The sequence below is a fragment of the Vibrio eleionomae genome (assembly GCF_009874545.1).
Lineage (GTDB): Bacteria > Pseudomonadota > Gammaproteobacteria > Enterobacterales > Vibrionaceae > Vibrio > Vibrio nitrifigilis.
The window spans coordinates 1-16,239 of record NZ_WEKT01000013.1 but is presented as its reverse complement, the minus strand read 5'-3'; the positions used below and the strand labels follow the sequence as shown (position 1 = coordinate 16,239).

At 42.8% G+C, this 16,239-nt stretch carries 8 protein-coding genes; 4 read left to right on the top strand and 4 right to left on the bottom strand.

Going from position 1 to position 16,239, the window contains the following annotated elements; all coding sequences use genetic code 11:
- Positions 1-1,402 precede the first annotated feature (1,402 nt).
- The 3 genes from F9817_RS09380 to nagE form a co-directional block, all read right to left on the bottom strand.
- Positions 1,403-4,852 (bottom strand): FimV/HubP family polar landmark protein, encoded by a 3,450-nt coding sequence (locus tag F9817_RS09380; RefSeq protein WP_161154791.1) that lies wholly within the window; start codon positions 4,850-4,852, stop codon positions 1,403-1,405.
- A 235-nt stretch (positions 4,853-5,087) separates the two neighbouring features.
- A complete protein-coding gene (gene glnS, locus F9817_RS09375; protein ID WP_161154789.1) occupies positions 5,088-6,758 on the bottom strand; it encodes a glutamine--tRNA ligase in 1,671 nt (556 codons plus the stop codon).
- 262 nt (positions 6,759-7,020) lie between these two features.
- On the bottom strand, positions 7,021-8,607 hold the full coding sequence (gene nagE, locus F9817_RS09370; protein WP_161154787.1) for an N-acetylglucosamine-specific PTS transporter subunit IIBC: 1,587 nt from the start codon (positions 8,605-8,607) through the stop codon (positions 7,021-7,023).
- Between the two features lie 736 nt (positions 8,608-9,343).
- Here nagE and nagA point away from each other — a divergent pair.
- The 4 genes from nagA to asnB all read left to right on the top strand — a co-directional run bounded on the left by nagA (position 9,344) and on the right by asnB (position 15,440).
- Entirely contained in the window at positions 9,344-10,483 is a 1,140-nt protein-coding gene (gene nagA / locus F9817_RS09365) for an N-acetylglucosamine-6-phosphate deacetylase (RefSeq protein ID WP_161154785.1), read from the top strand.
- Positions 10,484-10,485: 2 nt separating this feature from the next.
- On the top strand, positions 10,486-11,709 hold the full coding sequence (gene nagC, locus F9817_RS09360; protein WP_161154783.1) for a DNA-binding transcriptional regulator NagC: 1,224 nt from the start codon (positions 10,486-10,488) through the stop codon (positions 11,707-11,709).
- Positions 11,710-11,870: 161 nt separating this feature from the next.
- Positions 11,871-13,466, top strand: coding sequence for a cation:proton antiporter family protein (locus tag F9817_RS09355; RefSeq protein ID WP_161154781.1), 1,596 nt, complete (start codon positions 11,871-11,873; stop codon positions 13,464-13,466).
- Positions 13,467-13,775: 309 nt separating this feature from the next.
- A complete protein-coding gene (gene asnB, locus F9817_RS09350) occupies positions 13,776-15,440 on the top strand; it encodes an asparagine synthase B (RefSeq protein WP_161154778.1) in 1,665 nt (554 codons plus the stop codon).
- A 59-nt stretch (positions 15,441-15,499) separates the two neighbouring features.
- Here asnB and rfaH read toward each other — a convergent pair whose 3' ends face one another.
- Positions 15,500-15,997, bottom strand: a complete 498-nt coding sequence (gene rfaH / locus F9817_RS09345; protein WP_161154776.1) for a transcription/translation regulatory transformer protein RfaH — start codon at positions 15,995-15,997, stop codon at positions 15,500-15,502.
- Positions 15,998-16,239: the final 242 nt, after the last annotated feature.

The window sequence follows — 16,239 nt, the reverse complement described above, 5'->3', positions numbered from 1 at the left end:
TAGTTTACCTGCAGCGGCAGCATTAAGATCAACATCAACATCGGAAATATCACCGATGACATCTGGAAATTCATTCAAACCGACGTCCAGTTTTAAATCTTCTTCATCTGGATTGAAACCGTCTTCATCACCTTCTACTTGAGCCATCAGCTCATCAATTGTCATGAACTTCTTATTGTTGGGTTCAATATCATCAATTTCGTCTTGTTGACCCCAGTTTTCTTCAACAACATCCGCCGTTTGATTTTGAATATCAGACTGCCAAACAGCCGCTTCTTCATCCGGAACATCATCCGATATATCAGCTTGTTGCTCTGGTGTTAAGTTGAAACCATTCCAATCTTCCCCTCCCATTTCTAACATAGCGTCGATATCCATACCGGCACTATCTATGGTTCGGGCATCTATTGGGGTATCAAAGTCAAAACCGTCTTGCTCGCTATCCGATTCATCTAACCAATTGGATAATGATTGCTCTTCATACCCATCGGTTAAATTTGATAAATCTTCCGCATTTGTTTTTGGTTCTTCAACAGTCCCTTTTTCTAATCTAGAGTCATCCTCTGCTAAAGACTCCCCATCCGAATCTAATCGCTCTTCCGGTGGAGTAAATTCAGCTAAGGCATCTTCCTCTGTGTATTCGGGTAACGCGTCATCACCGAGATCAAATTCATCAAATTCTGCTGCTGTGGCTTGAGGTTCTTCTCTGGTCGGCTCTTCAGCATTTGCTAAAGCGTCTTCTTCAGTAAATTCGGGAAGCTCTTCATCACCAAGGTCGAAATCGTCCAGCGCGAATTCATCATCAGCCTCTGCTTGCGTTGGCGCTTCTGCGNTAACCTCAGGCTCTTCAATCGGAGCCTCTGGCTCATCAACAGCAGCTAACGCATCGTCTTCTGTGAACTCTGGAAGCTCATCGTCGCCAAGGTCAAAATCGTCCAGCGCGAATTCATCATCAGCCTCTGCTTGCGTTGGCGCTTCAGCGGTAACCTCAGGCTCTTCAATCGGAGCCTCTGACTCATCAACAGCAGCTAACGCATCGTCTTCTGTGAATTCAGGAAGCTCTTCATCACCAAGATCAAAATCATCCAGCGCAAATTCATCATCAGCCTCTTCTTGCGTTGGCGCTTCTGCGGTAACCTCAGGCTCTTCAATCGGATCCNCTGACTCATCAACAGCAGCTAACGCATCGTCTTCAGTGAATTCAGGAAGCTCNTCATCGCCAAGGTCGAAATCGTCCAGCGCGAATTCATCATCAGCCTCTGCTTGCGTTGGCGCTTCTGCGGTAACCTCAGGCTCTTCAATTGCCGCTAACGCATCGTCTTCAGTAACCTCTTGTTCCCCAACCGCTTCAGTGATAGGAGCAACATCCTCTGTAGCTAAAGTTTCTGCTACAGATTCTTCCTCAGNCCTCAGGCTCTTCAATCGGAGCCTCTGACTCATCAACAGCAGCTAACGCATCGTCTTCTGTGAATTCAGGAAGCTCTTCATCACCAAGATCAAAATCATCCAGCGCGAATTCATCATCAGCCTCTGCTTGCGTTGGCGCTTCTGCGCTAACCTCAGGCTCTTCAATCGGAGCCTCTGGCTCATCAACAGCAGCTAACGCATCGTCTTCAGTGAAATCTGGAAGCTCATCGTCGCCAAGGTCNAAATCGTCCAGCGCGAATTCATCATCAGCCTCTGCTTGCGTTGGTTCTTCTGCGGTAACCTCAGGCTCTTCAATCGGAGCCTCTGGCTCATCAACAGCAGCTAACGCATCGTCTTCAGTGAACTCTGGAAGCTCATCGTCGCCAAGGTCAAAATCGTCCAGCGCGAATTCATCATCAGCCTCTGCTTGCGTTGGCGCTTCTGCGGTAACCTCAGGCTCTTCAATCGGAGCCTCTGGCTCATCAACAGCAGCTAACGCATCGTCTTCAGTGAATTCAGGAAGCTCGNCATCGCCAAGGTCGAAATCGTCCAGCGCGAATTCATCATCAGTCTCTGCTTGCGTTGGCGCTTCTGCGGTAACCTCAGGCTCTTCAATTGCCGCTAACGCATCGTCTTCAGTAACCTCTTGTTCCCCAACCGCTTCAGTGATAGGAGCAACATCCTCTGTAGCTAAAGTTTCTGCTACAGATTCTTCCTCAGNCTCTGCTTGCGTTGGCGCTTCTGCGGTAACCTCAGGCTCTTCAATTGCCGCTAACGCATCGTCTTCAGTAACCTCTTGTTCCCCAACCGCTTCAGTGATAGGAGCAACATCCTCTGTAGCTAAAGTTTCTGCTACAGATTCTTCCTCAGGTTCGCTTACGTCACCAGAAGACACCTCCGATTCCTGATCGGTTAATTGGTGTTCATCGGCTTGCTGTTGAGCTAATACAGATTCACTTTCCGTTGCAGCAACTTCATCAATTGCTGGAGTCTGTTCATCTAATTCAATGTTTGGCTGAACTGTGTCAAGTTGTTCACTATGCGCTTCTTCAGAATGTGCATGAGATTCAGGATCAGACTCTGTTCTCTCAGGCAATTCTTCCTCGGCCAAGTCAAACACTCTACTATCTTCGCCATCATCCTGTTGCTCAGGTTCTTCGATTAACCAATCATCATCTTGAGGAACACCGAATTCATTTGGCTCTGGCTCTGGCTCTGGCTCTGGCTCTGGCTCTGGCTCTGGCTCTGGCTCTGGCTCTTCAGAGCTTCCTTCTATCTCAGGTTCAAAGTCAAAACTATTTTCAACTGGATTATCATCGGATTGCTCCTCAGCAAAGTCTTCCATTAAAGGATCTTTTTCTGGGACGTTACTGATTAGATCATCAATGAAATGTTCACTATCGAATGGTTCGTCGGATGCTGCTTGTTGCTCTATCTCCAGTAACTCATCGAACAATTCAGTGCCATCATCTTCTGAATTCTCCTCAGAATTTAACTCCTCAACTTCAGGATCCTCAACCAAATCATCAATACCGATTTGAGATGGCCCTTCATCCAATAACTCATCAAGTAATTCGGTACTGTTATCACTCAGGTCGAAAACATCTTCTGCTTCTTCCCCGTCATTGAGCAACTCATCCAACATCTCGTCACTTGATTCAAGACGTGACAATAAGTCTGCATCTTCATCAGTTTCTGTTGGCTCTTGCAGCAATTCATCGAGTAGAGCTGCACTATTTTCATCAATAACCGAATTGTTTTCTTTTGTCGTTTCATCGCTTGATGGCTCTAACATATCATCAAGCAAATCATCATCAGATGCCTCTGCTTCAGTTGCCTGCGCTTCTAAAGTTTCTATGTCAGCTTGAGCTTCGATATTGTTAAACAGTTCATCCAACTCCTCGTCAGATGCAACACTGTCACTCAAATCAAGATCACCATCTAGACCTAAATCGAGCTCATCTGCCGATGGCGAGTCTTCATCGACCATGGAATCAAAGTCAACGGTTTCATCAGTAGGATCACTTTCACCACTCGCGAGTAGTTCATCAAGTAACGACTGATCAAGCTCATCACCGGCGAGGTCTTCATCATCTCCTTCAGCTAACAATGCTTCAATATCATCTTGCGAGATTGAACCATCATCATCACTGGACAAATCGAACAGATCATCATCGCTCAGCTCTGATGCTTTATCTAAAGCATCTTGCATTTCATCTAAACCGAGCGCTTCATCTCCACCGTCGCCAGCAAGATCTGCATCGAGATCACCATCATCGCCAATGCCCGCGAACAGATCTTCACCATCTTCGTCCCCGAGATCGAAATCCATATCATCATCGGCCATTTCAGCAAAGAGGTCATCTTCTGCTGATTTATCATCTTCTTCTGATAATGACTCATCATCGAAAAGAATCTCTTCATCGCTGCTCGACTCACCAAACAGATCTTCATCCAGTTTGAGCTCATCATCATCCATATCAAGAGGTTCATCACCTAGCGTGATAGGCTCTTCAGCAACAATGGCTTGTTCTGGTACGACTTGCTCTTCTGGTTCATCTTTACGTTTACGGCCCAACAACCAAACAACCAATAACGCGATTAAAAGTCCAGGAATGAGAGCTAGAGCCCCAACTAACCATGGGTTTTCAACCAATTCGTCCAAACCTGACTTTTTCATTCGAGCCGCTTCTTCTTGCTGAACTCGTTTTTCCTGTAAGGCTTTTTCTATTTCTTGACGAATACGCCCTTCATCGGACAGCTGATTCTTTAGCGTATCCATTTCGGTTTGAAGTTGTGACACTTGCAAACGAAGATGGTGATTTTTCTCTTCGAGAGCCATAACCTCGCTCTTTGATGAGGTTATTTGTTGTTCAATGTCAGCAGCTTTTGCTGGTGTTTGCGTTGGATTAGCCGTGGTAGCTGACTTATTGGTTTGCGATTCATTATTTGCTGGCGCAGCGTTTTGATTGGCTACTGGTGCTTTTGTCGTCTGTTGTGCTTTTTGCGCATCCAAACGAGCTTGATGCGCTTTCATTATGCGTATGGCTTCTGCCGTCGTTGCACTGCGCACCTGAGCTAAAGATGGAATCCGTAAGGTGCTACCAGGTAGCAAACTATGAATATTTTGATTTTCAAATGCTTGAGGATTTAAACGATAAATCGCCAACAGCGTTTGCTGAACCGAAACAGTATTGGAAGGTCGCAGACGAGACGCAATAGACCAGAGAGTATCTTGCTCACTAGTCGGGCCAAAAAATTTAGCCGGTTGTGTTTCACCCGCCGTAGTTTGCGAATTACGAAGGACTTCGGTGTTATATTGAGGCGACGATTGAACTTGACCACTCGGGCCAATAAGACGAATCCCCTCAGCACTGACCAATGAAGTCTGAGTCGCGACTGCTATTGCAACAGGGAGTAGCAAACGCTTAAAAAATTGACGCATATAAGGCTCAGCTATGTGCTTGGAAAAATTAAAAACAGATCTGTTAAATATATCGGAAATGCGGGACAAAACTATAGGGACAAACCCAAAAAATGTGTGGTACGGCTAATAATCGCATAAATCTCACACAATTTTCCTTATCTCCTTTGTTTTCCCTGCAAAAAGGTTAATTAATCTTGTGAAAAAAATAAAGCCAGCGGAGACGCTGGCTTTAACATTTTCTTACTGCAACAAGTTATTTTGCTTCAATCTTGGCCCAAGTATCACGCAGGCCAACAGTACGGTTAAAGATTAAAGCCTCTGGCTTAGAATCTTTGTTATCAGCGCAGAAATAACCAATACGTTCAAATTGGTAACCAAATTCAGCTTCAGCAGATACCAGGCTTGGTTCAACAAAGCCCTGCTGTTTCACTAATGATTCGGGATTAATGGTCGCAGCAAAGTCATCGGCAGCACCTGGATTTGGCACTGTAAACAAGCGGTCGTATAAACGGAATTCTGCCGGTACACCTTCACCGACAGATACCCAGTGAATAACGCCTTTAACCTTACGGCCATCAGATGGATTCGCGCCTAATGTTTCTGAATCGTAAGTACAGTAGATAGTCGTAATATTTCCAGCGTCGTCTTTTTCAATGCGTTCAGCTTTAATCACATAAGCACCACGAAGACGAACTTCTTTACCAAGAACCAAACGCTTGTACTTCTTGTTTGCTTCTTCACGGAAATCTTCACGCTCGATCCAAACTTCACGAGTAAACGGAACCTCACGTTCGCCCATTTCAGGCTTGTTTGGATGATTCGGCAGATTTAATACTTCTACTTTATCGGCGTCGTAGTTTTCGATCACAATTTTAACAGGATCTAGTACGGCCATTGCACGAGGTGCATTTTCATTTAAATCGTCACGAATACAAGACTCAAGTGAACTGAATTCAATCATATTGTCTTGTTTAGTCACACCAATACGTTTACAGAATTCACGAATAGATGCAGCAGTAAAACCACGGCGACGCAGACCTGAAATAGTCGGCATACGAGGGTCATCCCAACCTTGAACCAATTTTTCGGTTACAAGTTGGTTTAGCTTACGCTTAGACATTACCGTGTATTCAAGATTCAGACGACTGAATTCGTATTGACGAGGGTGACAATCAATATCGATGTGGTCCAATACCCAGTCGTACAAACGACGGTTGTCTTGGAATTCAAGCGTACATAATGAATGAGTAATCCCTTCTAACGCATCAGAAATACAGTGCGTGAAGTCGTACATTGGATAAATGCACCATTTATCACCAGTTTGATGGTGAGTTGCGAAGCGCACACGATAGATAACAGGATCGCGCAACACCATAAATGATGAAGACATATCAATTTTTGCACGTAGACATGCCGTACCTTCAGCAAAACCACCAGCACGCATTTTTTCAAACAATGCTAGGTTTTCTTCCACACTGCGGTCACGGTATGGACTGTGTTTACCCGGTGCAGTCAATGTGCCGCGGTATTCACGAATCTGCTCAGGACTTAGCTCTTCGACATACGCTAAGCCTTTGTTAATCAGTTCGATTGCATATTCGTATAGCTTATCAAAGTAATCAGAAGAATAATGGATATCCCCTGACCATTGAAAGCCTAACCAGCCTACATCTTTCTTAATCGACTCAACGTATTCGAGATCTTCTTTCTCTGGGTTAGTGTCATCAAAACGTAAGTTACACTGTCCCTGATAGTCCTGAGCAATACCAAAGTTCAAACAGATAGATTTTGCGTGCCCAATGTGTAGATAACCGTTTGGTTCCGGTGGGAAACGAGTATGCACGCTAGTGTGTTTACCATCCGCTAAATCTTTATCGATGATTTGGCGAATGAAGTTCGATGGACGAGCCTCAGCTTCACTCATCTATAGCACCTCAAGTTTATTTAGTATTGTCAGACAAAGTTCTCTGTGATTTATGGCGGTTTCAGTTTATTTCACCACCACTACAGAAACTATTATGGTTAATGATCCACAATTATTAAGTAATGCACAATAAAAAGCATGGCTTTTCTTATGATTATTTATGGTTTGTTGCTTTTCAAAGCGCTATTCGTTGAAATAAACCACTTTGTTTTACAAAAAAGCCCTCCACTAGGGAGGGCAGCATAGTATGCTTGATTGCCGTTTATGGCAATGTCACATCGGATAAGTCTTCATCTGGCGAGATCGTGTTCATCTCTCCAGCGATAATTTCTGCCAACGGCCCCAGAATAACCTGCAAGTTATTTTCGCCTAATTTGACTACGCCCATGGCACCAAGATGTTTCAACGTTTTTTCATCAATCACTGAAGTATCATTCACCGTTAAACGTAACCGTGTAATACATGCATCAATATTTGCTAAGTTAGCGTGACCACCTAATGCCTTTAAATACTGCTTGGCAAGTATGCCATTGTCTGTAGCAGGAACGTGACCTTTATCTGCGGGAGATGGTGCTGCTGACGGATCTTCCTCTCGACCAGGTGATTTCAAATTAAAGAAGCGAATCGCGAAGCTGAACGTAAAGAAATACAAGAAGAAGAAAGCAATACCAATCAGCAATAAAGTAAATGGCTTGGTTGCTAGTCCCCAGTTCAGAGCGAAATCAAGTAAGCCGGCAGAGAAACCAAAACCGTCTAGCGTACCAAACATATTAGCAATAACTAAAGATAACCCCGTAAAGACAGCATGGATCGCATAAAGAGCCGGTGCTAAAAATACGAATAGGAATTCCAATGGTTCAGTGATACCGGTTAGAAAAGCACAGAACGCAACAGAAAATAATATGCCCCCCACTTCCGTACGTTTTTCTTTTGGCGCGGCTAGGTACATCGCAAATGCAGCGCCGGGCAAACCAAACATCATCACTGGGAAGAAACCATTCATGTAAGTACCAGCACTTAAATCTCCACCAAAGAAGCGATTTAGATCACCGGTTTTTACAATGTCTGTCACCCGGTCAACAACAGCGGTTACTTCAGGTGTCACTACATTTTTAAATTGGAATGTGTGCATATCGCCAACAACCAAAGATTTCGCGATACTTGGATCAACACACAGTTTGGTCAATGAAGGTAATGCTTTCGCTGCGGCATGCGCACCATGCACAACCACTTCTTGACATGAACCCATACCAAACCAAAAGTATGAATTAAGAACATGGTGTAAACCAACTGGAATCAGTGCACGATTTAACACCCCATAAGCAAATTGACCAATAGAGCCCGATGAGGAAATAGCATGAGCTAATGCATCCAAGCCACCTTGGATAGGAGGCCAAATCACACCTAAAATTGCACCAGCAATTAAAGAGAACAGTCCCGCCATAATAGGCACCAGGCGCTTACCAGCGAAAAACGCTAACCATTGCGGTAAAGATGTTTTATAAAAAGCGTTGTAAGAGTGGCCCGCAATGATCCCCGCGAATATACCGCCGAAGAATGACATATTGATAGAGTCGTCTATCGTTTTTGCCGTAGCCGTTACCACAAAGTAGGCAACAGCGCCCGCAATACCCGCAGCGCCAGCACCATCTACCGATAAACCAACGGCAATACCGAGCCCAAATAAAAGTGGAAGGTGATCAAAAATGGCGCCACCAGCGTTCGCCATGAAAGGAATGTCGAGCAAATCACCTTGGCCAAGCCGAAGTAATAAAGCCGCAACAGGCAAAGTCGCGATAGGCAGCATCAATGCCTTCCCGAGCTTTTGTGCATATCCGAGTATATTCACTTATTTTCTCTCCAGTTAGATTTCCGTATCTTTAATGCTGTCACGCATCTTTTTGTGTAACTTATAACTTATTTTAGTCATTCAATTTAGTTGGTTCAGTGTAAGCAGAACAACATACCGAGCAAACCACTCACCCTTTTAAATGTGATACCTATCACTTTAATTTGATTGAATTCTCATAAAAAAGAAGACTATGTCATAACTTATTTTACATTATAAAATATCAATATTTTACGCTATACTAAATTTGAACTTGATGAATATAAAATCCATTACCGAGTAAAATACCGTCAAGTTACGGTAACTTAATGGCAAGTTGTAAACTGGAAGTCAGGTATTGACTACTCGGCTATTCATTACTTCTCAGTGACACTGAAAGTTATTTCGCTATTAAACAAAAGTGTCCATAACGACAGTCAGTGATTAGAATTTTTATATTTTATTGAATTCTAAAGTAAAAATATTTTGATTCTTTTCACAGTTAAACAATTTATATTGGATAATTGTCATTTAAGCTCCCCTATAGGGAACTAGAAGGTAAAGCCTCCGATTAACATTTATACCCAAGTCATTTCCAGCTGGGTTTGGCGCCAGTTAACACCAAATAGCGTTAAAAATGACGCAAATTTAGACAGAGATGCTTTGGGTATAACGGCACAACGTATGTAAAAGTCCGGCTATAAAAAAGCTAGGCTTTTTCTGTGTCGATTAAGATATAGAAATGAAGGATTAACAAATGAAGTACGCACTTACCAACGGCATTGTTTATACCGGGCAAGATAGATTAGAAGGTTATGCAGTGATTATAAACAACGATGTGATCACTAATATTGTACCTGAACAACAACTACCTGAAGATGTCCAAACAATTGATCTTGAAGGTGCTATTGTTTCCCCTGGCTTCATCGATTTACAGCTTAATGGTTGTGGCGGGGTCATGTTTAACGATGATATCTCTGAAAGTGCTCTCGATATCATGCATAAAGCGAATCTGAAATCTGGATGTACCAGCTTTTTACCCACCTTCATCACTTCTCCTGATGAGGATATGCGTCAAGCGGTTGAAACCACACGCCGTTATATGTCAGCGAAGCCGAATCAAGTATTAGGCCTGCATATGGAAGGACCTTACCTAAACCCAGAAAAGAAAGGCATCCACAATATTGATTATGTTCGTTCATCGAATCAAGAAATGGTGGATTACCTATGCAAAAACAGTGATGTTATTGCACAAGTAACCATGGCTCCAGAAGTGAACGATCACCAACATATCACTCAGTTAGCCAACGCCAATATTGTGGTTTCCCTTGGTCATACCAACTGCACTTACCAACAAGCACGTGAAGGTTTTGCGTCCGGTATGACATTTGCGACTCACTTATTTAACGCGATGTCTTCAATTGTTGGCCGTGAACCTGGCGCTGTCGGCGCGGTTTATGACTCACCAGATGTCTACACTGGCATTATTGCTGATGGCTTTCACGTCGACTTTGCCAACATCCGTATTGCAAAAAAAATCAAGCAAGACAAGTTGATATTAGTGACCGATGCCACAGCTCCTGCAGGCGCTGAAATGGATTACTTTATTTTTGTGGGCAAAAAAGTATATTACCGAGATGGTAAGTGTGTTGATGAACATGGCACACTTGGCGGCTCTGCGTTAACGATGATTAAAGCCATTGAAAATGCAGTAGAGCATGTAGGTATCGCTTTAGACGAAGCGCTCAGAATGGCCACACTTTATCCAGCTAGAGCCATTGGCTTAGATCACAAGCTTGGCCAAATAAAACCTGGCATGGTGGCAAATCTAGCGATTTTCGATCGAGACTTCACAGTCAAAGCGACAATTGTTAATGGACAATACGAGCAGAACTAGGCATGAATGGCGGACAAATAGGCAACGTAGATCTGGTAAAACAATTAAATAGCGCGGCGGTATATCGCTTAATCGATCAACATGGGCCTATTTCTCGAATTCAAGTAGCAGACGTAAGTCAATTAGCCCCTGCCAGCGTCACTAAGATTACTCGCCAGCTATTAGAACGCGGTCTAATCAAAGAAGTGGCGCAGCAAGCGTCAACGGGTGGACGCAGAGCGATTTCTTTGAAAACAGAAGTCACTCTTTTCCACTCTATCGCGGTTAGACTTGGTCGTGATTATATTGAGATTGGTTTATACGATCTCAGTGGTAAGCAGCTATCCAGTCTTAGTCAAGACTTTCCCTATACCGACCAATCCCAACTGGTAGAGGGCCTCATCCAATTCATTGAGTTTTTTATTAGCCAACAACAAACTCAGATCAAACAGCTTATTGCAATTGGGGTTGCATTACCCGGGCTAGTGAACCCAGAAAGTGGCGTTGTTGAATATATGCCCCATGTTGATATCGATACCATGACCATCGGAGACACCATTAAAAATCACTTTCACGTCGAGTGTTTTGTGGGTAATGACGTCCGGGGAATGGCTCTAGCTGAGCACTATTTTGGTACCAGTCAAGACTGTCAAGATTCGATATTAATTAGCGTTCATCGCGGCACAGGTGCAGGTATCATTGTTAATGGGCAAGTATTTCTTGGCCATAACCGGAATGTGGGTGAAATTGGTCATATCCAAGTGGATCCGCTTGGTGAACGTTGCCAATGTGGGAACTTTGGCTGCCTTGAGACCATAGCAACTAACCCAGCCATTCTTGCCCATATTAAACTTTTACTGGCTCAAGGTTATCCTTCGTCACTTACGCAAGAAGAGACCATTACCATTGAAGCCGTCTGTGAGCATGCCAAGCAAGGTGATACGTTAGCAATGGAGTCACTAACGCGTGTTGGCAATTACATAGGGAAAGCCGTGGCAATTACAGTCAACTTATTTAACCCGCAAAAAATAATTATTGCAGGGCAAATAACTCAAGCCTCTTCGGTTCTTTTCCCAGCGATCGAGCGCAATGTTCTTACCCAATCACTAGGTGCTTTTAATGCCAACCTACCAATAGTCGCATCCCAGCTAGACCATCAACCAACATTGAGCGCATTTGCCCTAATCAAACGAGCGATGTTAAACGGCGAACTGCTGCAAAAATTGCTTGAAGAAGAGACGATCTAAGTTAGAAGGCATAAAATAATGTAAATTTGCTCTTCATCACGGAGAGCAAATTTATCTTGTTAAACATCCACTTCCACTAGTCCACTAAGCTATTATCTATATACGTGAGCTCTCGTTATCCCAAGTAGTTAGCAAACACTACCAATATTACAGACACTATTATGGATCTTATATTTATTTCCTGTGCCTTTTTAGCCGGTTTTGTGGCCCTAAAGTGCCACTTACCTCCTCTAGTCGGCTTTTTAGTTACCGGATTTATCCTTCATTATTTTGGTTATGAATCGAACCAAATGATTACTACTCTGGCAGATTTAGGGGTAACGTTACTACTCTTCTCTATAGGCCTAAAGCTGGATATTAAAACCCTGCTAGCCAAAGAAGTATGGGCAGGGGCCACATTACATAACCTCTTGTGCACCTTAATGTTTGCGGCTGCTCTTTTAGCTCTGCAGTATTTGGGGTTGCACAGTTTGTCTGGCTTGGGAATCCCTCAACTGCTTATTATTGGCTTTGCCCTATCCTTTTCCAGCACTGTATTCGCGGTAAAATCATTACAGGAAAAAGGCGAAATGAATGCCATCTACGGCACTCTCGCAATTGGTATTTTGGTAATGCAAGATATCTTTGCGGTCATATTCCTTTCTGCATCGACCGGGAAACTACCACACTGGTATGCAGTTGCGTTGTTTTTATTACCTTTTATTCGCCCAGTGTTTTACAAGCTTTTAGATTGGGTTGGGCACGGAGAAATGTTGGTTTTATTTGGCATTTTCTTTGCGCTCGTCATGGGCGCAGGGCTATTCCAAATTGTCGGTTTAAAGCCAGATTTAGGTGCCATTATTTTAGGTATGCTGTTATCTGATCACAGTAAGGCTTCTGAGTTATCTAAGTCACTCTTCAATTTAAAAGAGCTTTTTTTAGTCTGCTTTTTCCTAAACATCGGTTTATCAGCCCAACCAACACTAACCGGATTGTTGTTAGCGCTTGTGCTTATTGTGCTTTTGCCGCTGAAAGGCGTGCTCTATTTTTGGGTATTAAATCGATTCCACTTTAGAGTCAGAACGACATTGCTCGCTTCATTAAGTTTATTTAATTACAGTGAGTTCGGGCTGATTGTGGGTGGCTTAGCCTATCATCAGGGTTGGTTACCTGGAGACATATTAGTCACCATCGCTATTGCGGTACCTATTTCCTTTATTGTCGCCGCTCCGATTGGTAAAAAAGGTCATGAGTTGTACAGAAGAGCATCTCATTGGTTAAAACCACAACTTGCGGAAACACTCAATCCGAAAGACAAACTCATTAACCCGGGTAATGCACAAGTGCTCATCTTAGGGATGGGCCGTATTGGAACAGGTGCTTATGATGAACTCTATTCAAGGCACGGTAATATTTGTCTGGGTATTGAACTCAAGGAAGAATCGGTTGCTCAACAACGAGAAGAAGGGAGAAATGTCATTAATGGTGATGCAACTGACCCAGATTTTTGGGAACGCATACTCGATAAAGATAGAGTAAAGCTTATTTTACTTGCTATGCCGCATAATCAAGGTAATAAAGTGGCTTTAGATCTTTTGCAGCAAAACAACTTTAATGGGCAGATTGCCGCGATTGCAGAATATAACGACCAAAAAGAAGATATGCTTAATAGCGGTGCTCATGCGGCTTTCAACATCTACAGTGAAGCCGGAACAGGGTTCGCTCGTCATGTTTGCCAACAACTTAAACCTAAATTCGAACCTTCCAGTACTAAATAACCTCACCGGTTATCTTTAACCTTCAACGCCTGTTGGAGGTATACGTGTACAATAATTAAAAGAAAATATTTTGTTTAAAAATCATAACGATAAAACCATTAATAATGAGTTTAAAACGACATTTTAATGACGATATCGCTAGTTTTTTCACCTTAACATAGACACCATTCACATATTTAGCCATTAAATTAAATTTAATTCACCTTAAGAGCTTTTATATAATTATTTACCCAATTATTGGTTGCTTTTTTTAGTCAAAGTGGCAAATTGAAGACATCGGATTAAAACCTATTCAAGTAAGGAAGTCGTATGTGTTCTATCTTTGGCATTCTAGACATTAAAAGTGACGCAGCTCCATTGCGCCCTGTCGCGTTAGAAATGTCTAAAAAACTTCGTCACCGTGGACCAGATTGGTCAGGTATTTATGCATCAGATCACGCTATACTCGCTCATGAGCGTTTAGCGATCGTGGGCTTAAATAGCGGAGCTCAACCTATTTACAGTCCTGATAGAAAACTGATCCTTGCCGTGAATGGGGAAATTTATAACCACAAAGAAATCCGTGCTCGCTATGCAGATACGTATGATTTTCAGACGGAATCAGACTGTGAAGTCATCTTGGCTCTTTACCGTGATAAAGGGGCGGATCTACTTGAGGAGCTTAACGGTATCTTTGCTTTTGTTCTTTATGATGAAGAAAAAGATGAGTTTCTTGTTGGTCGCGATCATATTGGCATTATTCCTCTATACCAAGGCCATGACGAGCATGGTAACTACTATGTAGCTTCAGAAATGAAAGCACTGACTCCAGTTTGTAAATCTATTAGTGAGTTTCCTCCAGGTTCATTTTATCGTTCAGGCGATAAAGAACCACTACGCTACTATGAACGAGACTGGTTTGAATATGACAATGTGAAAGACAATGTCACTTCAAAAGAAGAGTTAACTGAAGCTCTTGAAGCAGCGGTAAAACGTCAATTAATGACCGATGTACCATACGGTGTCTTACTTTCAGGCGGTTTGGATTCTTCAATCACATCTGCCGTTGCAAAACGTTTTGCTGCAATGCGCATTGAAGATGATGAAAAATCAGCAGCGTGGTGGCCACAACTGCACTCATTTGCAATCGGCCTTGAAGGCGCTCCGGATCTTAAAGCCGCACGCGAAGTTGCCGATCAAATCGGTACCGTGCACCACGAAATGACGTATACCATTCAAGAAGGCCTTGATGCGATTCGTGATGTGATTTATCACATCGAAACTTATGATGTCACTACCATTCGTGCATCAACTCCTATGTTCTTAATGGGTCGTAAGATCAAGGCAATGGGGATAAAAATGGTATTGTCAGGTGAAGGTGCAGACGAAATATTTGGGGGGTACTTATACTTCCACAAAGCGCCAAACGCTAAAGAATTCCATGAAGAAACAGTACGTAAGCTACTCGCACTGAACTTATTCGATTGCGCTCGTGCCAACAAATCTCTGGCAGCATGGGGAGTTGAAGGACGCGTACCTTTCTTAGATAAAGAGTTTATTGATGTAGCGATGCGCTTAAACCCTAAAGATAAGATGTGTGGTAACGGTAAAATGGAAAAACACATTCTGCGTGAATGTTTCGAACATTACCTACCAGAATCCATTGCATGGCGCCAAAAAGAACAATTCTCTGATGGCGTGGGCTACAACTGGATTGATACTCTGAAAGAAAAAGCAGCAGAGAAAATTTCAGATCAACAAATGGAAACTGCTCAATACCGTTTCCCTTACAACACGCCAACCACTAAAGAAGGCTACTTGTATCGTGAAATTTTTGAAGAGCTTTTCCCTCTAGAATCAGCAGCGCATTGTGTACCAGGTGGCCCATCGGTTGCTTGTTCTTCAGCGAAAGCCATCGAGTGGGATGAATCGTTCAAAAACAACCTCGACCCATCAGGCCGTGCTGTCAAAAACGTTCACCAAGAAGCTTACTAAACTTGATTCGCGCTACAGATATAAAAAAGGTGCCAAATGGCACCTTTTTTTAATCTAATTTAACCGCCCATTGCGAGATTTTTATTATCGACACTGATCTCTACATTTTGGTTAATCATTTTAACCAGTAAAATTGATCGAGTTTCCCCATCAGGCTCTTGATAAATAGCATCAATACCCGCAAATTGACCGCCTGTAATTTCGAGTATCTGCCCTTTCTCTGGTAATGTATTCTGAACGTGAAGATCATTCTGTTCGAGCATCTTTAACTCTGAAATTAATGTTGAATTAATTTCTTTGGGTAAAGGACCAAACCGAATAAAATCGACAACACCTCGAGTTGAACGCACTGAAGTAAAACTAGGGCCTACTTCATAATCAAAATTGACGAACACATATGATGGAAATAAAGGCTCAGTGACTTCTTGACGCTTATTGCGCACTATCTTTTCAACCACGACTTCTGGGTAGTAACATTCTACCCCTTGGTTTTCCAGATGAAGCTTCGCGCGCGGCTGCTCACCCCGCTTACAATATAATAAGTACCAACGTTTCATAATCTAGCCACTCTATTGTATTTTTTCACCCATCCTAACATATCCTATGCCAGTTGAAATCTCTTCCCCCCACCAATACCTTTGAGGCCGATAAACAAACCCCTAGTCACTCAGTTTTGAGACAAATATCACTAATACTGCCTTTTATTCCATAAATGAAACTTTAGTTTTCGATGGGTGAAAAATAATCACATAATTGATAAGCAATTGAATTTTATAAAATTTCTTAAATAGTTTTATAT